The 21,356-nt window shown below is 52.7% G+C and carries 20 protein-coding genes; 13 read left to right on the forward strand and 7 right to left on the reverse strand.

The window, feature by feature from the left end; translation table 11 throughout:
• Positions 1-23: 23 nt before the first annotated feature.
• The gene (locus BMX91_RS05705) at positions 24-1,385 is read right to left on the reverse strand and encodes an MATE family efflux transporter (protein WP_092050996.1); all 1,362 of its coding nucleotides are present in this window, start codon (positions 1,383-1,385) and stop codon (positions 24-26) included.
• A gap of 102 nt (positions 1,386-1,487) precedes the next feature.
• Between BMX91_RS05705 and BMX91_RS05710 the strand changes: the two genes are divergently transcribed.
• From BMX91_RS05710 to BMX91_RS05735, 6 genes are all read left to right on the forward strand, one after another.
• Positions 1,488-2,582 carry an undecaprenyldiphospho-muramoylpentapeptide beta-N-acetylglucosaminyltransferase gene (locus tag BMX91_RS05710; RefSeq protein ID WP_092050998.1) on the forward strand — a complete coding sequence of 365 codons (1,095 nt, stop codon included), beginning with the start codon at positions 1,488-1,490 and terminating at the stop codon, positions 2,580-2,582.
• Between the two features lie 246 nt (positions 2,583-2,828).
• On the forward strand, positions 2,829-5,645 hold the full coding sequence (locus BMX91_RS05715) for a 2-oxoglutarate dehydrogenase E1 component (protein WP_092051000.1): 2,817 nt from the start codon (positions 2,829-2,831) through the stop codon (positions 5,643-5,645).
• 30 nt (positions 5,646-5,675) lie between these two features.
• The gene (odhB, locus tag BMX91_RS05720) at positions 5,676-6,935 is read left to right on the forward strand and encodes a 2-oxoglutarate dehydrogenase complex dihydrolipoyllysine-residue succinyltransferase (protein ID WP_092051002.1); all 1,260 of its coding nucleotides are present in this window, start codon (positions 5,676-5,678) and stop codon (positions 6,933-6,935) included.
• 376 nt (positions 6,936-7,311) lie between these two features.
• Positions 7,312-7,509, forward strand: a complete 198-nt coding sequence (locus BMX91_RS05725) for a DUF6501 family protein (protein WP_092051004.1) — start codon at positions 7,312-7,314, stop codon at positions 7,507-7,509.
• Between the two features lie 53 nt (positions 7,510-7,562).
• Positions 7,563-8,426, forward strand: a complete 864-nt coding sequence (locus BMX91_RS05730) for an ATP-binding protein (protein WP_092051006.1) — start codon at positions 7,563-7,565, stop codon at positions 8,424-8,426.
• Between the two features lie 6 nt (positions 8,427-8,432).
• Positions 8,433-10,331, forward strand: a complete 1,899-nt coding sequence (locus BMX91_RS05735; protein WP_143059357.1) for a vWA domain-containing protein — start codon at positions 8,433-8,435, stop codon at positions 10,329-10,331.
• Positions 10,332-10,345: 14 nt separating this feature from the next.
• Here the strand turns inward: BMX91_RS05735 and BMX91_RS05740 are convergent, their stop codons facing one another.
• Both BMX91_RS05740 and BMX91_RS05745 read right to left on the reverse strand, forming a co-directional pair.
• Positions 10,346-11,545: a toxic anion resistance protein gene (locus tag BMX91_RS05740; protein ID WP_092051010.1), complete on the reverse strand. Its 1,200-nt coding sequence runs from the start codon at positions 11,543-11,545 to the stop codon at positions 10,346-10,348.
• Positions 11,523-12,236 (reverse strand): 5-bromo-4-chloroindolyl phosphate hydrolysis family protein, encoded by a 714-nt coding sequence (locus tag BMX91_RS05745; RefSeq protein ID WP_092051012.1) that lies wholly within the window; start codon positions 12,234-12,236, stop codon positions 11,523-11,525. Before BMX91_RS05745 ends, BMX91_RS05740 begins: the two co-directional genes overlap by 23 nt.
• A gap of 218 nt (positions 12,237-12,454) precedes the next feature.
• Here BMX91_RS05745 and BMX91_RS05750 point away from each other — a divergent pair, with 218 nt between their 5' ends.
• Positions 12,455-12,781 carry a DUF1033 family protein gene (locus tag BMX91_RS05750; RefSeq protein WP_092051013.1) on the forward strand — a complete coding sequence of 109 codons (327 nt, stop codon included), beginning with the start codon at positions 12,455-12,457 and terminating at the stop codon, positions 12,779-12,781.
• A 175-nt stretch (positions 12,782-12,956) separates the two neighbouring features.
• Positions 12,957-13,157 (forward strand): cold-shock protein, encoded by a 201-nt coding sequence (locus BMX91_RS05755; protein ID WP_092051015.1) that lies wholly within the window; start codon positions 12,957-12,959, stop codon positions 13,155-13,157.
• A gap of 59 nt (positions 13,158-13,216) precedes the next feature.
• Here the strand turns inward: BMX91_RS05755 and BMX91_RS05760 are convergent, their stop codons facing one another.
• Positions 13,217-13,927, reverse strand: a complete 711-nt coding sequence (locus BMX91_RS05760; RefSeq protein WP_092051016.1) for a hypothetical protein — start codon at positions 13,925-13,927, stop codon at positions 13,217-13,219.
• Positions 13,928-14,031: 104 nt separating this feature from the next.
• On the opposite strand from BMX91_RS05760, the gene BMX91_RS05765 reads away from it, so the two are divergent.
• Positions 14,032-14,511 carry a YkvA family protein gene (locus BMX91_RS05765; protein ID WP_092051018.1) on the forward strand — a complete coding sequence of 160 codons (480 nt, stop codon included), beginning with the start codon at positions 14,032-14,034 and terminating at the stop codon, positions 14,509-14,511.
• 49 nt (positions 14,512-14,560) lie between these two features.
• Here the strand turns inward: BMX91_RS05765 and BMX91_RS05770 are convergent, their stop codons facing one another.
• The 3 genes from BMX91_RS05770 to msrA form a co-directional block, all read right to left on the reverse strand.
• Entirely contained in the window at positions 14,561-16,171 is a 1,611-nt protein-coding gene (locus BMX91_RS05770) for an ABC-F family ATP-binding cassette domain-containing protein (protein WP_092051020.1), read from the reverse strand.
• Positions 16,172-16,257: 86 nt separating this feature from the next.
• Entirely contained in the window at positions 16,258-16,506 is a 249-nt protein-coding gene (locus BMX91_RS05775; RefSeq protein ID WP_245744302.1) for a hypothetical protein, read from the reverse strand.
• Between the two features lie 145 nt (positions 16,507-16,651).
• Positions 16,652-17,188: a peptide-methionine (S)-S-oxide reductase MsrA gene (gene msrA, locus BMX91_RS05780; RefSeq protein ID WP_092051024.1), complete on the reverse strand. Its 537-nt coding sequence runs from the start codon at positions 17,186-17,188 to the stop codon at positions 16,652-16,654.
• Between the two features lie 126 nt (positions 17,189-17,314).
• Between msrA and BMX91_RS05785 the strand changes: the two genes are divergently transcribed.
• From BMX91_RS05785 to BMX91_RS05800, 4 genes are all read left to right on the forward strand, one after another.
• Complete coding sequence (locus BMX91_RS05785) at positions 17,315-18,301, forward strand: LCP family protein (protein WP_092052099.1); 987 nt, start codon at positions 17,315-17,317, stop codon at positions 18,299-18,301.
• A gap of 23 nt (positions 18,302-18,324) precedes the next feature.
• Positions 18,325-19,536, forward strand: coding sequence for an AI-2E family transporter (locus tag BMX91_RS05790; RefSeq protein WP_092051026.1), 1,212 nt, complete (start codon positions 18,325-18,327; stop codon positions 19,534-19,536).
• Position 19,537: 1 nt separating this feature from the next.
• Positions 19,538-19,942 carry a sporulation protein gene (locus BMX91_RS05795; RefSeq protein ID WP_092051028.1) on the forward strand — a complete coding sequence of 135 codons (405 nt, stop codon included), beginning with the start codon at positions 19,538-19,540 and terminating at the stop codon, positions 19,940-19,942.
• 84 nt (positions 19,943-20,026) lie between these two features.
• A complete protein-coding gene (locus BMX91_RS05800; RefSeq protein WP_177168293.1) occupies positions 20,027-20,443 on the forward strand; it encodes a MarR family winged helix-turn-helix transcriptional regulator in 417 nt (138 codons plus the stop codon).
• The last annotated feature ends 913 nt before the right edge of the window (positions 20,444-21,356 follow it).

A 21,356-nucleotide genomic window follows, 5' to 3' on the forward strand; every position in this document is an offset into this window, starting at 1 on the left:
GCAACGGGGCTCTTCTATGCGGCTCATCGGGTAGTCCGGAGAACGGCTTTCTTTTTCTGGATGAGCAGAAGACGGATGGACAGAGTAATCGCTCCTGCTGTCAAACCGGTGATCAGTCCGATCCAGTAGCCGAACGGTCCCAGGTCCGTGTTGTTCGCGATCATATAGCCGACCGGAAGGCCGATGACCCAGTACGAGATGATCGCCATGATAAAGGTGACATTAACATCCTTGTAGCCGCGCAAAGCGCCCTGAACCGGGGCCTGTACGGCGTCCGAGAGCTGGAAAAATGCGGCAAAGATGAAGAACTGGACCGCAAGCCGGATGATGGCTTCGTCTTGCGTGTACAGTGAGGCGATGCCTTCGCGGAATGCGACTAGAATGAAGATGGATATCAGGCTGAAGAAAATGGCCATTGCCACACCGAGCCAGCTGTACTGCTTTGCTTCTTTCCATCTGCCCGCGCCGGCTTCCTGGCCGACGAGGATCGTCGCGCCCATCGAGAGGCTGAGCGGGATCATATAAAGAAGCGAAGTGAAATTGAGCGCGATCTGGTGGGCGGATATTGTCTCGGTCGAGTAGCCGCTCATAAAAAGAGTGACGACCGCGAAGATACTCGTCTCGGTGAAGATCGAGATCCCGATCGGAACTCCCAGGAAGATGATCTCCTTCCAGCGGGGGAGGGAGATCCCCTGCCATCCGCGGTAAAGACGGTACCGCTGGAACGGCCGATTCCTATGGGATACGAATATCGCGATAGCCAGGATCAGCCAATACGTAATAGCAGAGGCGACTCCTGCACCGATGCCGCCGAGTTCAGGAAAACCTGCCTTTCCGAAGATGAACAGCCAGTTAAGCAGAATGTTCACCGGAGCGGAAATGAGCGTGATCAGCATCGTGACACGCGTCGCGCCAAGTGCGTCGATAAAGGATCGGATGACCGTGTAGGCGAACAGTGGTACCAGTCCGGCGCTCATCGCCATGAGGTAGCCCGATGCCACCTCACGCACCTGTTCCTCCACCGGCACCTGTCCCAGTCCAAGACGGATGACCGCCTGCAAGAGGATGAAAACCACTGCTGACAGTGCCAGGCTGATATACAGTCCCTGCTGGACAGCCGGTCTCGCCTCTTCTTTCCGTCCCGCACCGATGGCCTGTGCAACGATCGGTGTCACGGAAAGCAGGATGCCTGCCAATCCGGTATAGACCGGATTCCAGAAGGAGGAGCCGATCGTCACACCGGCAAGATGCTGGGAATCATATCGGCCGGTCATGAGGATATCGAAGAACGTCATCAGGTACATGGCCACCTGCGTGATCAGGATCGGCCCGATGACTTTTGCCATGATGCCCGCTTTCAGGCGAAGCGGTTTCTGTTTTTCCATCCTGCCCGACCTCCTGTCTGTTAAAATACTTGCGTGCAGCTGTGTTAGGATGGATAATGCGTTCATATGTATGAAACACTGTAAATGAATTGAGGGAATAGCATGAAACGACCGAACATCATCCTCACGGGCGGAGGGACGGCCGGGCATGTTTCTCTGAACCAGGCAATCATCCCATCTTTGTCTGAACAGGGTTACGACGTCCATTATATCGGTTCCCGGGATGGAATTGAAAAGAATCTCATTACTGGTTCTTTCCCTTCCGTTCCTTACCATGAGATCTCGAGCGGTAAGCTTCGGCGCTACTTTTCGATGAAGAACTTTTCCGACCCGTTCAAAGTGGGAGCGGGCGTGCTTCAGGCATACCGGATCATCCGGAAGCTGAAACCGGCGCTTATCTTTTCCAAAGGGGGGTTCGTCTCCGTACCGGTTATTTTGGCCGGCCGGATGGCAGGAGTCCCGGTGGTTATCCATGAATCGGATGTAACGCCCGGCCTGGCCAACAAACTGGCGATGCCGTTTGCCGATCATGTTTTCACTGTGTTTCCTGAAACGGTCCCATATGTCAAAAAAGCGGAAGCGACCTGCACGGGTCCGGTCATCCGCCAGGAACTATTTGAAGGGTCAAAGGATGAGGGGCTCAGCATTGCCGGGTTTTCCGGCCGCAAGCCGGTCCTTCTCGTCATGGGAGGCAGCCAGGGATCTGCAGTGCTGAACGAAGCGGTGAGGTCGGGTCTGCCCGAGCTTCTGAAAACGACAGATATCATCCATCTCTGCGGTAAGGGCCATCTTGACACGGCACTTGAGCAGATGGAGGGCTATGCTCAATTTGAGTATGTCACGGATGAATTGAGCCACCTGCTCAAGGCGGCTGATTATGTCGTGTCCCGGGCAGGTTCAAACTCTATTTTCGAATTCCTGGCGCTGCGCATTCCGATGCTTCTTATCCCTTTGTCTGCCGAGAAAAGCAGGGGGGACCAGATTCTCAATGCAAGACTGTTTGATAAATCCGGTTTTGCAATCGTTCTGCAGGAAGAAGAGGTCGGTCGCCAATCATTCCTCGACTCCGTCCGGTCCCTGCAGACCAATTCTCAGGATATCATTCTCAGGATGGAACAGGCAGAGCCTCCGAAAACACCCGGCGAGATGGCTGAACTGATCCTATCAAACTCCAAAAAAAGGACTGAATCCGGCTAAAAATGTTTAGTGATGCCGGTTCTCTGGTATTCTTAAGGCATGTATCCGCTTACAACGGACATGCCTTGTTTTTTTGTAAAAAAAGATTGTATTTTGTCGGTACAGTAGTAAGATTGAATTGGACAAAAACGCAGGCGTTGCCTTATATGCCGTTTGCTTTAAGTGTCAGGAACGGCATGCTAAAATTGATGCGGACCATTACAATAGAGCTAGACGATGCCAGCGTAAAAAGTGGAGGGTATCTACATGTCAAACAATTTTGGTGCTCCCGGTTCGCCTTGGGGATCTTTCTCCGGGCCTAACCTGGGGTATGTGATGGAACAGTATGACCTGTTCCAGAACGAACCGGATCAGGTCGATCCTGATCTGGCGGAACTTTTCAGGAGTTTTGGTGCTCCGGTATTGCCGGACTCCGCTGCAGGCACATCCGAGGCGGCAACAGGCGCTTCACCGGTACAATTCGGAAAAATCGTGGCCGCGGCGCAGTTGGCGGATTCTATCCGACACAACGGCCATCTTGCCGCGAACATCTTCCCGCTCAAGGACCGTGAACTGGATAATTCCCGGATTGTCCCTTCCGCTTACGGCCTCACTGAGGCGGATCTCGTATCGATGCCGGCATCGATTTTCTTCCACGAACAAGTTCCGGAAGGTGTATCGAACGGCCTTGATGCCATCAACCATCTGACGCGCATCTACACGGGCAAGGCGGCCTATGAATTCACACAGGTCATCAACCCGGAAGAACGCAGATGGCTGCGTTCGTACATCGAGTCAGGCAAGGTAAAGCCTGGGCTGGATGACAGCAAACGCCAGGAATTGCTTGACAGGCTTACGAAAATCGAAGGATTTGAAAAATTCATTCACCGTACATTCGTCGGTGCGAAACGCTTCTCCATCGAAGGCTTGGATTCTCTTGTCGTCCTTCTCGACGAGCTCGTCCATAGCGCACATGAAGAAAAGATGAAAGAAGTTCTTATCGGCATGGCACACCGCGGCCGGCTGAACGTCCTAACGCATGTGCTCAACAAGCCGTACGAGGTCATGCTTGCCCAATTCGCAGGTCTTGATGAAGAACCATTCGTTCCTGAAGATGGTTCCTTGGAACTGACTCACGGTTGGTTCGGTGATGTGAAGTACCATATGGGCGCCACTTACACGGCTCCGGACGGACTTAAAGTCAAACTGGCCTATAACCCGTCCCACCTTGAAGTCGTCAACCCGGTCATTACCGGCCAGACTCGTGCGGCTCAAGAAGAAACCGGCCAGCCCGGCATTCCGGAACTGAATGAGAAAGACGCATTGGCCGTTCTTGTTCACGGGGACGCCGCATTCGCCGGACAGGGCATCAATATGGAAACAATGAACTACAGCCGAACAAACGGATACAAGACGGGCGGTTCGGTCCATGTCATCGCAAACAACCGGATCGGCTTCACGACTGAATTCTTCGATTCCCGCTCGACCCGATATGCCTCCGACCCGGCCAAAGGCTACGAGGTACCGGTCATCCATGTTAATGCGGACGATCCGGAAATGGTCATCGCCATCGCGCGGTTTGCATTTGAATACCGCAACCAGTTCGGCAAGGACATCCTGATCGACCTCGTCGGCTACCGCCGCTATGGACATAACGAGATGGATGAGCCGCTCGTGACCAACCCGATGATGTATCACAAAGTGCATCAACACCCGACAGTTCGTGAGCTGTATGGCAAAGAACTGTCTGACAAGGGTATCGTCAAGCCGGAAGAAGTTGAGAAATTAGACGAAGACACATTCACGCTGCTCCAGGAATCCTATGACAGGGTGAAGGAGACGTCCAAGAAAGAGACAATGGACAACAGCACACCGGAAGCCATCATGAACGGTTATCCGGGCGTTGAGACCGGTGTGTCCGAAGACCGTCTTCGCAAGATGAACGAAGAACTGCTGAACTATCCGGAAGACTTCAATGTCTTTAAAAAGCTTTCCCGCATTCTGAAGCGACGGGAAGAGCCATTCAACGGCAAAGGCAAGATCGACTGGGCACATGCTGAGACACTTGCATTCGGTTCGATTCTTCAGGATGGTCATCCGATCCGCCTGACCGGACAGGATTCCCAGCGTGGGACATTCGCCCATCGCCACGTCGTCCTTCACGATGAGAAGGATGGCAAGGAACTTGTTCCGCTCCACCACATCAGTGATGCCAACGCATCTTTTGCGGTCTATAACAGCCCGCTTAGCGAAGCATCGATCGTGGCTTATGAGTTCGGCTATACGCTCGAGAACAAAAATGCTCTCGTCCTCTGGGAAGCCCAGTACGGCGACTTCGCCAACATGGCCCAGATGATGTTTGATCAGTTTATCTCTTCGAGCGCTTCGAAGTGGGGCCAGACTTCAGGACTTGTCATGCTTCTTCCACACGGTTACGAAGGTCAAGGACCGGAGCACTCCAGCGCGCGCCTTGAGCGTTTCCTTCAGCTTGCCGGGGAAAACAACTGGACGGTCGCAAACCTTTCGAGCGCAGCGAACTACTTCCATATTCTCCGCCGCCAGGCAGAGCATCTTGGTGAAGAATACAGCCGCCCGCTCGTCATGATGTCGCCGAAGTCCTTGCTTCGCCATCCTCTCGTAGGTGCAGATGTCGAAGATCTGACTTCCGGCAAGTTCCAGACTGTCATCGAGCAGCCGGGTCTCGGGAAAGATCCTGAGAAGGTTGAGCGAATCGCATTTGCCAGCGGCAAAATGGCGATTGACCTCGCGGAACAGATCAAAGATGGCGAAGGCTACGAGTGGCTTCATGTGATCCGTGTCGAGCAGCTTTATCCGTTCCCTTCGGACCGCATCGCAGAGATCATCGAGCGCTTCCCGAATGTAAAAGAATTCGTTTGGGTTCAGGAAGAGCCGAAGAACATGGGATCATGGTCGTTTGCAGAACCGTTTGTGCGAGAACTTGCACAAGAGAAGCCTGTCCGCTACTGCGGCCGCATCCGCCGCTCGAGCCCGTCGGAAGGCGACGGCAAGTCGCATAAGATCGAACAGGACCGCATCATCAAGGAAGCACTGAGCAAATCCTAAGATTTGCCTGATTATAAGGAGGAATCCACCGTGGCAGAAATCAAAGTGCCAGAACTTGCAGAATCCATCACGGAAGGTACGGTCGCCCAGTGGCTGAAGCAGCCCGGCGACACTGTCGACAAAGGCGAATTCATCGTCGAACTCGAAACAGACAAAGTCAACGTTGAGGTCATCTCCGAAGAAGCGGGCGTCGTCCAGGAACTGCTTGCAGAAGAAGGCGACACAGTAGAAGTGGGCCAGGTCATCGCTGTTGTCGGCGAAGGTTCCGGCGCTGCCGCTGCTCCGGCTGAAAAGCCTGCAGCAGAAGCTGCACCTGCTCCTGAAGCGAAAAAAGAAGAAAAGCAGGCGGCTCCGGCTGCGTCTGTTGAAGCAAGTGAAGAAGCAGGCGCGGCTGACCGCACGATTGCAAGCCCGGCTGCACGCAAACTTGCTCGCGAAAAAGGCATCGACCTCGCTTCGATCACGCCGGTCGACCCGATGGGCCGCGTACGCGTCCAAGACGTAGAAGCGGCTGCATCAGCTCCGAAGCAGGCACCTCAGCAACAGGCTGCCAAGCCTGCGGCACCGGCTGCCTCCTCGGATGAAGAATCCGGCCGCGTAACACGCGAGAAAATGTCGCGCCGCCGCCAGACCATCGCGAAGCGTCTTCTGGAAGTCCGCCAGAACACGGCGATGCTCACAACATTCAACGAAATCGACATGACCAATGTCATGGAACTGCGCAAGCGCAAAAAAGACGAGTTCGAGAAGAAGTTTGGCGCACGCCTCGGCTTCATGTCGTTCTTCACGAAAGCGGTCGTCGCTGCTCTCAAGCAGTACCCGTACGTCAACTCCGAGCTCGACGGCACTGACCTTCTGCTGAAAAACTACTTTGATGTAGGCATCGCGGTTTCCACCGAAGAAGGCCTTGTCGTACCGGTAGTTCGTGACGCAGACCGCAAGAACTTCGCTGAGATCGAAAAAGACATTGCAGACCTTGCAACAAAGGCACGTGACAAGAAGCTTGCCCTGTCCGACCTTTCCGGCGGTTCGTTTACGATCACAAACGGCGGCGTCTTCGGATCGCTCTTCTCCACACCGATCCTCAATGGCACGCAAGTCGGAATCCTCGGCATGCACACCATCCAGAAACGCCCTGTGGCAGTCGGCGACAACGTGGAAATCCGCCCGATGATGTATGTTGCGCTCTCGTATGACCACCGTGTCATCGACGGCAAAGACTCCGTCGGCTTCCTGAAGACTGTTAAGGAAATGATCGAGAATCCGGAAGATCTGCTCCTCGGTTCTTGATTAGATCATGATGAAAAACGTCTCTTTATGAGGCGTTTTTTGTTTGGGCTCTTTTCGGGCACTGGGTTTGAGTCTTAGGTGGCGTGTAGATCAGATATTGTTGCGATTTCGTCATTTGTCCTTTCAGTTTCGTCATTCGGCCTTCTGATTTCGTCATTCAGACGAGTAATCTCGTCATTGGAGCGTTTGGTTGTGGCGAATGATGAGATTTTGGGCTCGAATGCAGAGACCGGAGCCATGAATGACGAAACTTCTCACTCGAATGAGGAAACGGCGATACCCACAAACATCTTTTCCCGATGCACTCCTCCTGCATCGTTGAAAACAGGACCCTATTTTGTCTATAATGGAACCATGATAAAGGAGGCGGCAGCCGATGGATTTTAAGCAGTGGAAAGACGCTCCGGCGATCCGCACAGTCACGTGCAAGCATACGGACGCGGATAAGTATCTGGTGTCGAATGTCCTGACACCCGGCAAGGAGTATGAAGTGAAAAACGAAACCGAAGAATTTATCTTTGTCGTGGACAACACGGGCAAAGTCGGCGGATTCTATAAAACGTATTTTGAATGAACCGGAGGTCCGGCGGGAAAACCGCCGGGCCTTTTATTGAGGGAGGACTGTTTATGCTGGCGATCATCGAAGAAGAGCGGAAAGAACGGAATGGACGAGATTATCCGGCTGAAGAGGCGGCGCTGATCGGCCAGGGAGGCTATGTGGCGCCTGATGAACATCTGTGGGAGGATGTGCTGACGGCGGTGGTCATCCGGCGTCCCGTGCTCCTGAAAGGGCCTGCAGGATCTGGGAAGACGAAACTTGCAGAGTCGGTGTCGGCATTTTTCGGCCAGCCGATGCACCAGGTAAACTGTTCCGTTGACCTGGATGCCGAATCGCTGATCGGGTTCAAGACGATCATCCGCCAGGACGGGGACACGGTCATCGACTTTGTGGACGGGCCGGTGGTGACGGCGATGAAGGAGGGCCATGTGCTTTACATCGATGAGATCAACATGGCAAAACCGGAAACCTTGCCGATCCTGCATAGTGTGCTGGATTACCGCAGAATGCTGACAAACCCGTTCACCGGGGAAGTTATCCATGCCCATCCTGATTTCACCGTCATTGCCGCGATCAACGAGGGCTATGTCGGGACGGTTCCGATGAACGAAGCGCTGAAAAACCGTTTTATCGCATTCCAAGTGCCATATCTCGGTCAGGAACAGTCAAAGGCACTCCTCGAGAGGGAATTCCCCGATGCACCCCGCACACTGATCACGACGATGCTGAGCATCTCTGAGGATCTGAAGGATCAGGCGAAAAGTGGCCTCTTGGCTGATGAAGCGGCATCGATACGAAGTTTGATCGACGCCACTGAACTGGCACTCCACATCGGGCCGGAGCGCGCCGTGCGCTATGCCATCGCGGAGAAACTCGAGGACGCAGGCGAACGGCAGCTTGTCATGGACCTCGCCGCCACGTGGATCCGGTGATTGGCAATGACATCGATTAACCGATTTATCGACTTTAACGACGAATTGATCGATGCAGGGGAACGGCTCAGACTCGAACGCCTTGCAAGAGCGCTAACCGGCATGACTGATATTGGCCTGGCTGAGAGGCAGCATATCGAGTTCCACCCTGCCTCCAATGAGCTGGCCATGAGTGTCTTCTGGCGTCACAGGGAACCGGAAGTGACCGAACAGGGCAGACTGTCCGACCTATATCTGCTGGCCGCGGGATTTTGGTCCAAGTTCGATCTTCCAGTATGGCAAAAATACCGGTCCGTTACGGAACATCATCCTCTCCGGGAATTCCTGCGGTCGGCTGTCCTGCTGTTTGAGGAATTGCGCATTACCGACGCAGTCATCTCGGAACGGCCAGGTACAGAAGCCGCATTCTCACTGAGGAGACGGATGTATGGTGAGTTTCATACCGGACAGCAGCCGGTCAATCTTCGCAGGGGTTTCCGTGCCGACGCACTTTTTAATCATCTGTATGCAGTACTGCACAGCTTTTCGGATACATACGGTTCGTCCGGCGAAGAACTGGCCGAGCTCGTTGACCCGGTCCTCTTCAGTGTGTACGATGCACGTTCGACTGCGGATGCTGTCCGTCTTGCGGAGCGCCTTGCCCCGTTGCTTCACGGTCGGCTGGATGAAGACCTTCGGCATTCCTATTATGCGGTAGGTGACGGGCTGACGGGTCCGGGTCCTGACTTCCATTACCACAGGGGAACCGAGGACAGGGAAGAAGGGGAAGAAGGGCAGAAAGAGTCGGTCGGGGAATTGTTCTCGACATGGCATGCAGCCAACCGCTCCGAGAAAGGCATGCACCTGAATTACGAGCTGGAACATGGCCGGATAGGGGAGGGCGACGGCGACGGTGCCAGGGAAGGCCGTGAGGGGGCGGAAGCCACGTCTACGGGCCGCGGCCAGTCGTCTGCGGATGAGCGCACTGGTATCGCACATGAGGCGGGCAGCGAAGCGTCTGCTCCCGACGCGGGAGCCTGGATGAAGGCGGATGGCTTTGGCCCGGCCAATGAATCGGTCGTTTACCGCGAACTGCTTGCCGAACCTGACAGCAGCAGGGAAGCCCATGAACGCATTCTTAGTTGGCGCGATGAAACCGTTCCCCATGTGCGGGCCATCGTCAAAGAAATGCAGAAGCGGATCGAAAGGAAAAGGGAAGAGCGAAGGGAAGGTCTCCCGAAAGGACGGCTTTCCAAAAATCCGATATCTGTCCTGACGGATGAGCGTCCTCGGCCGTTTTTTCGGAAACAAAGTCCGTCGAAGCGACTGGATGCCGTATTCGGCCTTTTGGTGGACGGATCCGGATCGATGGCGGACAAGCTGGATGAAACGAAAAAGGCGGTCCTCCTGTTTCATGACATCCTGCGTTCGCTGGATACGGCGCATGGCATTGCCGTGTACCAGGAGGATTCCGCAGCTGCGACGAAAAAGCGCCAGCCCAATACATTTCAATGGCTCCACCGTTTCCGGGATGCCGGCAGGGATGACGGTGAAAGAATCCTTTCAATGGAAGCGGGGGATGACAACCGGGACGGCTTTGCTGTCCGCTGGATGTCATCTCAGCTCCTCCGCCGACCCGAGGCCCACCGATTCCTGCTTGTATTCTCGGACGGAGAGCCTTCTGCATTCGGCTATGGCCAGAATGGAATCGTTGACACGGCAGAAGCTGTCAGGGAGGCCGAGAAAAAGGGGATTACGGTCATTCATCTGTTCCTTTCATCCGGACCCGCCACCGCAAGGCAGCAGGAACTTTTCAGGATGATGTTCGGCAGCCGTTCAGTATCGGCGGATTCGATCGATCGCTTTTCAGATGAGACCCAGCGGATTCTCAGGAAGCTACTCGTCCTGGCCTCAGGAAATATGTAAGAAAAAAACCGTCCTCATTGGGGACGGTTTTCCGCTTTTTCGGCGACGGCAATCAGCCGCTGCTTGAGTTCCTCTTCCATGCGGGCAATCTCGACTTCCGCTGCCTTTCTCTTGGCGCGGCCGTCTGCCTGGATGGCGAGAGTTTCTTCGATTGTAGTAATGAGATTTTCCTGCGTCTTTTTCAGCGTATCGACTTCGACGATGCCGCGCTCGTTTTCCTTGGCTGTCTCGATGCTGTTCATCTTCAGCATTTCGGAGTTGCGGAGGAGGAGCTCGTTTGTCGTTTCTGTGACCGCCCGCTGTGATTCTACCGCTTTTCGCTGGCGGTTCAGGGTCAGCGCGATGGCAATCTGGTTTTTCCAAAGTGGAATCGAAGTCATAATCGATGACTGGATCTTCTCGGCCAGTGTCTGGTTTGTTTGCTGGATCATGCGGATCTGGGGTGCACTCTGGATGGTGATCTGACGGGACAGCTGAAGGTCGTAGATGCGTTTCTCAAGCCGGTCCACAAACTGTGCCATGTCGTTTACTTCCTGGAAGGCCATCTGATCGTTTGACGCCTCGGCTTTTTTCCGCATGGCCGGAATGATTTCAGTGACGATTTCGTCCCGTTTCAGTTCGGCAGCTGCGATATAGACGTTCAGCGCCTGGAAGTAGGCTTTGTTCTGGTCGTACAGCTGGTCGAGCATCTGGACATCTTCGATAAGGCCCCGCTTGGCGTGCTCCAGCTGGATGCCGATCCTGTCAATCTGGGTGCTGAGCTTCTGGTACTTGGTCATGAGTTCCTGGACAGATTTTTGTACCCGTCCGAACCATTTGCGGATACCGGTCTTTTTCTCGACCGACAAGTCTTCGGGGTCGATTTCATTCAGTTTCCCCATCAGGTCTTTCAGGACATCTCCGACAGGGCCGATGTCTTTGGACTGGACATGATCGAGCATCTTATGGGAGAACGTCGACAGCTGATTTTGTGCATTGGCTCCGTATGTGATGATGGCCTCATAGTTTCCTTCGGGAATCTGCTTGGCCAGATCTCGTGCCTTCTGCTGCTCTTCCTCGCTGAGGCGTTCCATCAGCTTGACACCCGGCTTTGCAGGTGCCTGATTCGCCATTTCATCGGGGAGGAGTGAGGTTTGGGGTTTCAGGTCGAACGGATTGTCGAGCAGGTCGTCCATTGTAAGGTCTGCCGTTTCACGGGGTCTGTTTTCTGTCATCAGTGTCTTCTCCTTTCACCGGCGCTTGCCCGGGCTGTTCGAGTTGTTTTCTTTCCTGCATCTCGAGCTGCTTCTTTTCCTTACCCGTCAGGACCTCTGCGTAGTCCAGCTCGAACCTGAGGGATTCAAGGTCGGTCGCAAGCGCGCGCTTAACATCTTTGCGGATTTCGACATTCAGGTCCATCAGCGTTTCGCGGGTGTCCTCGAGCGCTGTCTTCATTTCCTCATCTTTCGTCGGCTGGTTCGCCAGAAGAGCATATTTGGAAGAAAGCTCAACCGCGGAGTCGAGGTGGGCATAAAAAAATTTCTCGACGTTATAGAACTTTTTCGGGTTCTGCTGGACAATCCCGATGATGCGTTTTGAGAGTTTGTTGAGGTCGTTCAGCTGGCGGAAGGCCTGCACAGAACGGATGCTGCCGTAATGGGTATTCAGCTGACGGAGCTTCGTCTTAGCCTGGCCCAGCTGGTGGACGATATGTTTGTATTCGGACCTTGTCATGCCGAGGCGCTTTACCGTGGAACCGACCTGCACCTGCCTGATTCCGAAATCACCGGCGAGGTAAATGGCGATCAGCAGGCCGGTTGCAGGGACGAAGCCCATGCCGGCGCCCAGCAGAAAATAGAGCCAGGATCCGAAGCTGACCGGCAGCATGATGGCGTGCCGGGTCAAAAATTGCTGGAATGTATTCATGTGGCCGGACCTCCTATAGAAATCTTACTATTTTTACGTCCGGATCGGCCGAAAAGTTTCATTTGTTTCCGGCTCGGTCTAACCCCATTATATCGCATACCCGCCGAGCATACATCCGAATCGCATAGTGTCTGTGAGCGTAACAGGTGGAGAATGGGGAATCATTTGCTACAATGGGTCTCAAGTCAGTATCACAACGATAAAGAAGGTTGATCGGTATGTATGAAATCATCTACATGAGAGCAGACTATGAGCCATGGTGGCAATTTGATGGCTGGGAAGAACATGTCCGGGAAAGGTTGGCTTTTGACTGCGCAGAAGCGGCAGAAGCGGGCCTGGATGAGATGATCTCCCGGTTGCGGCAGGAGTGTGAGCACGAAGCGGAAAAGGACAGGATGTACTGGGCGTTCTGGAACGTCAAAGAAGTGTGCTATTGCGAGGACTGCGCCGAGGACCTGCAATTGTATCATGGGATCATCTGCATGAAAGACGGGAAGCCGCATCCCTTTTCGAAAAAACAGAAAATTATCAACGCTGATCATTGACATGCTTCCTGAAGATGGTATAATGGCAATAATTGAACACGAGGACTGGAAACACGGATTCACCTATTATAAAAAGTGATCGGTTCAGGTCGGTACTTTTTATAATATGTGAATTTTTTTGTTCCTCAAGAAAGTTCCATATTAATATTATCATTTTTAGTTGGGGGTATTATCCATGAAACAAGGTACAGTGAAATGGTTCAACGCAGAAAAGGGGTTCGGCTTCATCGAAGTTGAAGGCGAGGACGACGTATTCGTACACTTCTCCGCCATCCAGGGCGAAGGCTTCAAAACACTTGATGAAGGCCAGCGTGTCGAGTTCGAAGTTGTCGACGGCAACCGCGGACCACAAGCTGAAAACGTCGTCAAGCTCTGATCGGCGGATTCATATGAGAGGCTTCCGGAAATCCGGAAGCCTCTTTTTCATGCAGCCAATCAAGGATGTTCCACCGTTTCGAGAGATGAACTGACTGTGAATGTCTCACCTTTATCTGTTGTCATCATGGATTCTCGCTTTACCTCTCCGTAACCGGGTACAAACCAGATCCGGTTCGTGTAGTCCGATGTTTTCTCGGCGGCCATGACGGCTCCGGAAAATGTACGGAACGGGGTGTCGGCAGTAGCGTCGGTTGCTTCCACGGTGTAATGGCCGATTTTGGTCCCTGTTTCCGCAGGGAAGAGGAAGTACGTCTGCTGCGGCTCCATCCCGTCCAGCAGGTCACCATCAGGCAACGCATCCCATTCGCCGGCAGGCTCGCTCGAAAGCAGATCAATCCGGTCTTTTCCAATCCTGTAGATGCGATGCAGCGTGACGCCGCCATTGTCCTCTTGAAGGATGGCATATTCACTATCTGATCGGAGGACCGTGATTTTCAGCTGTGCGTATTCATTGCCTTCGCCTTTGTAGCGGAGAATTGTTCCTTCGGCGGGAAAAAAGGCTGCCGGTGCGGCTATTTTGTGTTCATGATCCGGTGCTTTTTCAGACTGCTGTTCTTTTGGAGAATCGCTTTCAACGGCATTTCCTGCTTGTTCCACGGGCTTTTCGGCTGTCCGGTTGTCTTTTTCCGGATTTTCAGGGGTGCTGCAGGATGCGAGAAGGAAGGCCAGACATAGTGTCATGGCAAAGGCCGAAATCCGTTTCAGCATTTAAGCTGCTCCTTTCGGTTTATTAGTACATATAGTCGTTTTCCGCGGTCATACGTTTCAATCCTGCCGAAACTTGGTATAGGACGGGGAAGGGAAGTGATCGAATGGATTCAGAACTAAAACGCCCGCTGCCTTCCGGGCAAGAGCAACAGGACTTTTATGAACGGCTGAGAGGCAGGGTGGCCTCATGGCTCGGGGACAAGCCAGGAAAGCGCGGGCGGTTCGCAGACCTCATCTTATTTGCGCCGGATCTGTTCCACCTGCTCATGAAATCACTGACCGACAGCCGGATCGACGGGAAAAGCAAGTTGCTCGTCGCAAGCGGGATTCTATACTTTATCTCGCCGGTCGATTTTCTGCCCGAAGGCATCCTTGGGCCGGGAGGTTTCCTTGATGACGTGGCGGTTGCCGCATTCATTGTCAATACGCTTGTCAGCTCGGCGGGAGAAGATGTCCTGGAAGAGCACTGGACGGGCAATGTGAAGCTTCTCCGCACGCTTGAACGGATCAGCGCGAAAGGCGGGAAGGTCGTCAGAAAACTGCCGGCAGGAACCCTGGCGCGCAGGTTCATCCGGAAGCGCTAAATCCCGGCATATCAAAAAGGAGACGGCATCGGCCGTCTCCTTTTTGGAATCAGTTTGCGACGCCTTTTGCGTCACGCCATTCCAAGTATTCATCATAGCTGAGCTGCTTATCGAGAATCGTCCCGTCATCCTTGATTTCGATGACGCGGTTTGCGATTGTCTGGATAAACTGATGGTCATGGGACGTGAAGATCATCGCGCCCTTGAAAGCAATCAGTCCGTTATTGAGCGCCTGGATCGACTCGAGGTCGAGGTGGTTGGTCGGCTCATCGAGGAGAAGCACGTTTGCATTCGTCAGCATCATCTTCGAGAGCATGCAGCGGACTTTTTCGCCTCCGGAGAGGACGGAAGGCTTTTTCTTCACTTCTTCGCCTGAGAACAGCATCCGCCCAAGGAAACCGCGAAGGAACGTCTCCGTCTGGTCCTCAGGAGAGTACTGGCGGAGCCAGTCGACAAGTGTCGGCTGGTTCGTGCCTTCGAAGAATTCGCTGTTGTCCAGCGGGAAGTAGGCCTGGGAAGTCGTAACGCCCCATTTGTATGAGCCTGCATCGGGCTCCCGTTCGCCGGCGAGCACGTCAAGCAGTGCCGACTTGGCAAGGGGATTCCCGAGAAGGATGATCTTGTCTTCCTTGTTCATCGTGAAGTTGATGTCCTTCACGTAAGTCAGATTTTCTTCCGTGATCGTGAGGTCCTTTACCTGCAGGACGTCATTACCGATTTCGCGGGCAATCTGGAAATTTACATACGGATACCGGCGCGAGGAAGGTTTGATATCGTCGAGCTCGATCTTATCGAGCATCTTCTTCCGGGAAGTGGCCTGCTTGGATTTCGAGGCGTTCGCGCTAAAGCGTGCGATGAATGCCTGGAGTTCCTTGACCTTTTCTTCCTTTTTCTTGTTTTGCTCATTCGCCATTCTGGCCGCCAGCTGGCTGGACTCGTACCAGAAGTCGTAGTTGCCCACATAAACCTGGATCTTGCTGAAGTCCAGATCCGCAATATGGGTACATACTTTGTTCAGGAAATGCCGGTCGTGGGAAACGACGATGACTGTGTTCTCGAAGTTGATGAGGAACTCTTCCAGCCACTGGATCGCTTTCAGGTCAAGGTGGTTGGTCGGCTCGTCAAGCAGCAGGACGTCGGGCTTACCGAAGAGAGCCTGTGCGAGGAGGACCTTTACCTTGTCGGAACCGCTAAGTTCCTTCATCTTGACGTTGTGCATCGATTCCGGGACACCGAGTCCCTGAAGAAGGATCGATGCATCAGTTTCCGCTTCCCAGCCGTTGAGTTCGGCGAATTCGCCTTCGAGCTCTGCCGCCCGCATGCCATCTTCATCGGAGAAGTCTTCCTTCATATAGATGGCGTTTTTCTCCGTCATGACGTCAAACAGGCGCTTGTGGCCCATGATGACCGTCTCAAGCACTTCATTTTCTTCGTATTCGAAGTGATCCTGCTTCAGGACGGCGAGACGCTCGTCAGAACCCATCGATACATTGCCCGTCTGCGGCTCCAATTCGCCGGAGAGGATTTTGAGGAACGTGGATTTGCCGGCACCGTTTGCACCGATCAGCCCGTAGCAATTCCCCGGGTTGAATTTTATATTGACGTCTTCGAACAGCTTGCGGTCGCCGAAGCGAAGACTGACGTTGCTGACTTGGATCATGCATTCTCCTCCTTGTACACAATGCTCCGATTATAACATAAAGCAGGGCCGAACTGTAGCCGGGCGCACGAAGAAGAACCTGTGGGCTAGGACACGCCCTGTCTGTTGCTCCGCCTGTTCAGATAATGTTCCAGGGTTCCGAGTTCCTCGTTGACGAGTTCTTCCATCTGGCCATAATCCTCCCGCTCCGGCAGTCGGGTGAATTCACCGCCCGTGCAGGAAAATAGGAAATAGTACTCGCCGATGCGCCTGAACAAAAATACAGTCTCCGGAAAGTCGTCGAAAACAGCCTTGATCTGATATTTTCTGGCATATGCCCACTGTACAATTTTCATATCCATCACCTATTCCCAATATTAACCGCTCCTATAAAGGAACGCAAGTTCGGTTGTTCCAGAACGGTAGAAGGAGCAGGAATAAGGATATAATTGTGGGGAAGGGGTAGTTGCATAAAAAATAAGCACCCGCTTTCGCGGATGCTTACTGCTCCCAATGGGCGCTGATGAATTTGTCCCTGCCGGATTTGGCGCGATCCTGTTCATAATGCTCCCGTTCTTTGAGATAATAGTCCTGGTGATAGTCCTCGGCCGGGTAGAAAGTCGAGGCAGGAAGAATTTCAGTGACAATCGGTTTGTCGAACCGGCCGCTTCTTTCAAGGGCATCACGAGATCGGAGCGCTGCTTCGCGCTGCTCTTCCGTTGTATAGAATATTGCTGTCCTATAAGAGTCGCCTCGGTCGTGGAATTGGCCGCCGTCATCTGTGGGGTCGATCTGCTGCCAATAGATATCCAACAGATCCGCGTAAGGGAATACTTCCGGATCAAATTCGATCTCGACTGCTTCGTAGTGACCCGTATCACCGCGTTTAACGTCTTCATAGGTCGGATTTTCCAGTGTTCCTCCGGTATAGCCGGAAACCAGGTCCGAGACGCCATCCCATTCCTTGAACGGCTTCACCATACACCAGAAGCATCCGCCGGCGAAGATGGCTTTTTCGTTGGTATTTTGTCCCGCCATTTCTGCACCTTCTCTTCCTGTAATTGACTCGGTTTGTATTGTAGCACCCGGGTTACGGGGCGGCAAGATGCAACCACCGGAAGGGAAATGGCGTCCTATACACGAATCAAGAAGTTTGGAGGAATCATGATGGATACACCGCATCCGAGGAGGAGCAGAAAGCGGCGGCGCAGGCTTCGTCCGTTCAGGACGCTGTTCGCGCTGCTGACGGTCGGCGTGATCGCCGCAGGGCTGTACTCCGTTTGGCAATATAACCAGGGCCGTGATCTCGCGTCAGGTGAAAAGCCCGATTCCGGGCCGTTCAGCGGCGATCCGATCGACCCAAAATACCCGTATATCGAGAACTTCCTGCTTCTCGGGATCGATAATGACGGATCGGGCAAATCCCGCTCCGATACGATGATCGTGGCATCTCTCGATAAGGAAAACAACCGGGTGAAGCTGGTCTCATTTATGAGAGACATTTATGCGGACATCCCGGGCTATCAGTCCTATAAACTCAATACAGCCTATTACCTTGGGGGTGTGCAGCTGGCCAAAGACACGATCTCCGGCATGTTCGGCATTCCGATCCACCACTATGCGGTGACGGACTTCGATAACTTCGAGAAACTGATCGACATCGCTGCTCCTGAAGGTGTGACCATCGATGTGGAGAAGCCGATGTCCGAAAAGATCGGCGTGTCGCTCACACAGGGAACCCATGACCTGAACGGCAAGGAACTCCTGGGCTATGCACGGTTCCGGGCGGACAGCGAAGGGGACTTCGGAAGAGTGGAACGCCAGCAGAAAGTGATCTCGGCACTAAAAGACGAGGTGTTGGCGCCTGGCACGCTTCCGCGGCTGCCGAAACTCGCAGGAGCCACGACCGGCTATGTCGAGACGGATGTCGGCGGGGTGGACGGGCTCCGCAAAGTGCTGAAAGCGGCAGTCACCGGAAAATTGGAGATCGACAGGATGACTGTCCCGGTGGAAGGGACCTACCGATTCGGCAGCTACTCCCATGCAGGTTCGGTCATTGAATTGGACCTGTCCGCGAACCGGGAGGCGATCAGTGAGTTTCTCGGAACTCCAGGAGCTATGAAAGGCGCCTCAGCCCGGCTCACACCATAAAAAAGAGAATGAGGGGGAAGCAGATGGAAGGAGAAAAGGGGAATCCCGGCCGAAGCCAGGTGATCCGCTTTTTGGGCGGGCGCACGACGCTGTTCGTCCTCGGAATCATCCTGCTGGCCGGACTGATCGTTCTGGTCTTTAACCAGATTCAATTCGTATTCACGCCATTCAAGGTGCTTGTTCAGAACGTTGTCTTGCCTGTCGTGCTGGCATCCGTACTGTTTTATCTTCTCCGGCCGGTGCTCCGGCTGCTTGAAAAGGCGAGAATCCCCCGGGTATGGGGGATTCTCATTATTTATGTCGGCGGCATCGGGCTGATCTCGCTTGCCATCTTCCTGATCTATCCGTTCCTGAAGACGCAGGTCATCAACCTGGTCCGTGAATTCCCGGAATACTTTAGGCAACTGATCCTGAATATTGATGCTTATCTGAGCACATCACTTTTTGCCAGCTATTATAACGAGCTGGACGTCAATCTGGATTTGCTGATCGATTCGGTGTTTGAAGACATCTCCGGATTCTTCCGTGACACCGCCGGCGGCATCGCTTCGGGCGTCACGAACTTTATCTCTACGCTTACCGGGATCGTCATCTCAATCGTTACGGTGCCGTTTATCCTTTTCTACTTGCTGAAAGATGGGGACCGGCTGCCGGACTATATCATGAAACTGATGCCACCCCGCATGCGCGATGATGCCGGAGAAATTTTTGGTGAGGCGGACCAGCAGCTCAGCAACTATATTCAAGGACAGCTGATTGTTTCATTCTGCATCGGCCTCCTGATTTATATCGGGTTCGTAATCATCGGTATGGATTATGCGCTTGCACTGGGTGCACTGGCTGCTGTAACGAGCGTTGTCCCTTATCTCGGCCCTGTGATTGCCATCACCCCGGCCCTGATCATCGCGCTGGTTACGTCACCATTCATGATTCTGAAGCTCGCTGCAGTCTGGACGATCGTTCAGCTCGTGGAGGGAAAGTTTATCTCTCCTCAAGTTATGGGTAAAACACTCCATATCCATCCGATTACCATTATTTTCGTTTTGCTTACCGCCGGTTCGCTGTTCGGAGTACCAGGAGTGATTCTGGGAATACCGGGTTATGCACTCCTAAAGGTGATCGTGTCCCATCTGTTCAAACTGTTCAAGAAGCGCTACGATGAACATGAAAACAATCCTAATATGAAATACCAGACGGACAGCAGAAGGATTATCGAAAAAACGGGGAGAGAGTAACATGCTGAAATCATTCCTATCCAAAATTGGCATCGGTGGCCTGGAAGTCGACACGGTCGTGGACAATCAGACGCTGGAAGAAGGCGAAGTACTGAACGGAACGGTTTATATTGACGGCGGCGATGCCGATCAGATCATTGACTATATCACGCTTGAAGTGTTTGTGAGGATCCACCGTGAAGACGCGATGAGCGACTTTGAAGACGTGGACAAGACTCTTACCAAGCACTCAATCGAGCTGATCGGAGACTCGAAGTCAAAGGAAACCCGGATGATTCCGTTCGAAATCGTCCCGGATGACCGCTGGCTGATCAATAAGGACAACGAAAAGCTGCTGCTGAAGACGACTGTCCATATTGATAACGGCGTCGATGCCTATGATGAAGATGAATTCCATTACGCCTGAATCTTTCGCGGAACGCGCACCCAATCGGATGCGCGTTCCGTTTTTTGAATGTACAATCAATTCAAAGGGGGAGGGGGATCAGGCATGGAACAACTGCTTGCGACATTCCATTCGCTAAACGGGGAGCTCAATAAGATCCACAAAGAGGCCTGCTCGGAAATTTCCGTGCAGCAAAGCACCATCATGCACGAAATCCAGTCAAGAAACGAGCCGTCCATGCAGGAGACGGCGCGTGGGCTCGGCATGGACATCACAACGTTTTCCAGACAGGTCCAGACGCTTGTGAATGGTGGTTATGTTAAACGGAAACCATATCCGGGAGATCGAAGGATCCAGATTCTTTCACTGACCGATAAAGGCAGCAAGAAGGTACAACAGGTGGATGCAGATATACTGAAACAGATGAAAGAGGCCCTTGCCTCAATGGGAGAATTCGAACAAGAAATCATCGTCCAATCCCTGCGACAATTACACCGGATTCTTGGCAAAAACAGCGGCTGATTTCCGCCTGATCAATAGATGCAATATGCAAATTGAATAATTGCAGAAAGAAAGCATTGGAGTTAAAAGCGTGAAAATCCTATGTAATATTCTGATAATTGTAATTTGCAAGTATAATGGTTGCGATTATGCGAGTAATTGATTTTGCTTTGCAAGCAAGCTGCAAGTAATGGATTGCCCGCAGTGTTCAGTTAAGTAACTTTGAACAGCCATCGAAAAATCAAATCATGTAAACAGCGGCTGATTTTTAAATGATACACAGCAAAATCAACAAACTGAGAAGCTTGATTTGAAATATGGATCATACAGTACCAGCGACCGGAATCAACAGTCATGAAGATTGTTATCTAAGTCCGAGCGCGGCGGAACTCGGAGTACCGAATCCGCAGCCGGACAGTTATTTATAGAGCTGCGTGCGACAAAGCTATCAGGCCGGCCGATCAGCAACAAAACAACCATGCAGACGGGCAAGTCTAGGAGCCATAAAGCATGAACATGCAATCGGAGAAGCACTAACTTATAACTGGGCAGCCTCAAGATTAGTGACCTAAAGAAAATGTATGCATGATGGGAGAGTAGCTTAAACGCTCTAAAGGGCTTCTCTTATTTTTAGTTTACATAATTTCTATTTTCGGAAGTTACGTATCATTAAGTAGTATACTTAAGACAGTGAGACGAAATTGAATTTTCGGGCCTGAAATCGGTTTTAGATACTGGGCTTCGCTGTTGTATGTACTATTATAAGACCCCATGGTGTCATGAACCCGGGTTCTTTTGGTCTCACAACTCAGATCTGGTGCTTCATCTCAATACCGTTTAATTGTTGCAGTCCCGTCTCATTTCTATTTGAGACGCATTCTGAAGTCGATTCAGCCTTTTTCTTTGCTGCATGATCTTAAATACCGATCCACCA

Origin of the sequence: Bhargavaea ginsengi, from assembly GCF_900109165.1 — a bacterium.
GTDB lineage: Bacteria > Bacillota > Bacilli > Bacillales_A > Planococcaceae > Bhargavaea > Bhargavaea ginsengi.

Coding starts and splice junctions, on each gene's coding strand:
- BMX91_RS05785 (WP_092052099.1), top strand. CDS start 17,315: ATGATGGATACACCGCATCCGAGGAGGAGCAGAAAGCGGCGGCGCAGG.
- BMX91_RS05775 (WP_245744302.1), bottom strand. CDS start 16,506: ATGAAAATTGTACAGTGGGCATATGCCAGAAAATATCAGATCAAGGCT.
- BMX91_RS05740 (WP_092051010.1), bottom strand. CDS start 11,545: ATGACAGAAAACAGACCCCGTGAAACGGCAGACCTTACAATGGACGAC.
- BMX91_RS05765 (WP_092051018.1), top strand. CDS start 14,032: ATGGATTCAGAACTAAAACGCCCGCTGCCTTCCGGGCAAGAGCAACAG.
- BMX91_RS05760 (WP_092051016.1), bottom strand. CDS start 13,927: ATGCTGAAACGGATTTCGGCCTTTGCCATGACACTATGTCTGGCCTTC.
- BMX91_RS05795 (WP_092051028.1), top strand. CDS start 19,538: ATGCTGAAATCATTCCTATCCAAAATTGGCATCGGTGGCCTGGAAGTC.
- BMX91_RS05735 (WP_143059357.1), top strand. CDS start 8,433: ATGACATCGATTAACCGATTTATCGACTTTAACGACGAATTGATCGAT.
- BMX91_RS05790 (WP_092051026.1), top strand. CDS start 18,325: ATGGAAGGAGAAAAGGGGAATCCCGGCCGAAGCCAGGTGATCCGCTTT.
- BMX91_RS05730 (WP_092051006.1), top strand. CDS start 7,563: ATGCTGGCGATCATCGAAGAAGAGCGGAAAGAACGGAATGGACGAGAT.
- BMX91_RS05705 (WP_092050996.1), bottom strand. CDS start 1,385: ATGGAAAAACAGAAACCGCTTCGCCTGAAAGCGGGCATCATGGCAAAA.
- BMX91_RS05725 (WP_092051004.1), top strand. CDS start 7,312: ATGGATTTTAAGCAGTGGAAAGACGCTCCGGCGATCCGCACAGTCACG.
- msrA (WP_092051024.1), bottom strand. CDS start 17,188: ATGGCGGGACAAAATACCAACGAAAAAGCCATCTTCGCCGGCGGATGC.
- BMX91_RS05715 (WP_092051000.1), top strand. CDS start 2,829: ATGTCAAACAATTTTGGTGCTCCCGGTTCGCCTTGGGGATCTTTCTCC.
- BMX91_RS05755 (WP_092051015.1), top strand. CDS start 12,957: ATGAAACAAGGTACAGTGAAATGGTTCAACGCAGAAAAGGGGTTCGGC.
- BMX91_RS05745 (WP_092051012.1), bottom strand. CDS start 12,236: ATGAATACATTCCAGCAATTTTTGACCCGGCACGCCATCATGCTGCCG.
- BMX91_RS05710 (WP_092050998.1), top strand. CDS start 1,488: ATGAAACGACCGAACATCATCCTCACGGGCGGAGGGACGGCCGGGCAT.
- BMX91_RS05750 (WP_092051013.1), top strand. CDS start 12,455: ATGTATGAAATCATCTACATGAGAGCAGACTATGAGCCATGGTGGCAA.
- BMX91_RS05800 (WP_177168293.1), top strand. CDS start 20,027: ATGGAACAACTGCTTGCGACATTCCATTCGCTAAACGGGGAGCTCAAT.
- BMX91_RS05770 (WP_092051020.1), bottom strand. CDS start 16,171: ATGATCCAAGTCAGCAACGTCAGTCTTCGCTTCGGCGACCGCAAGCTG.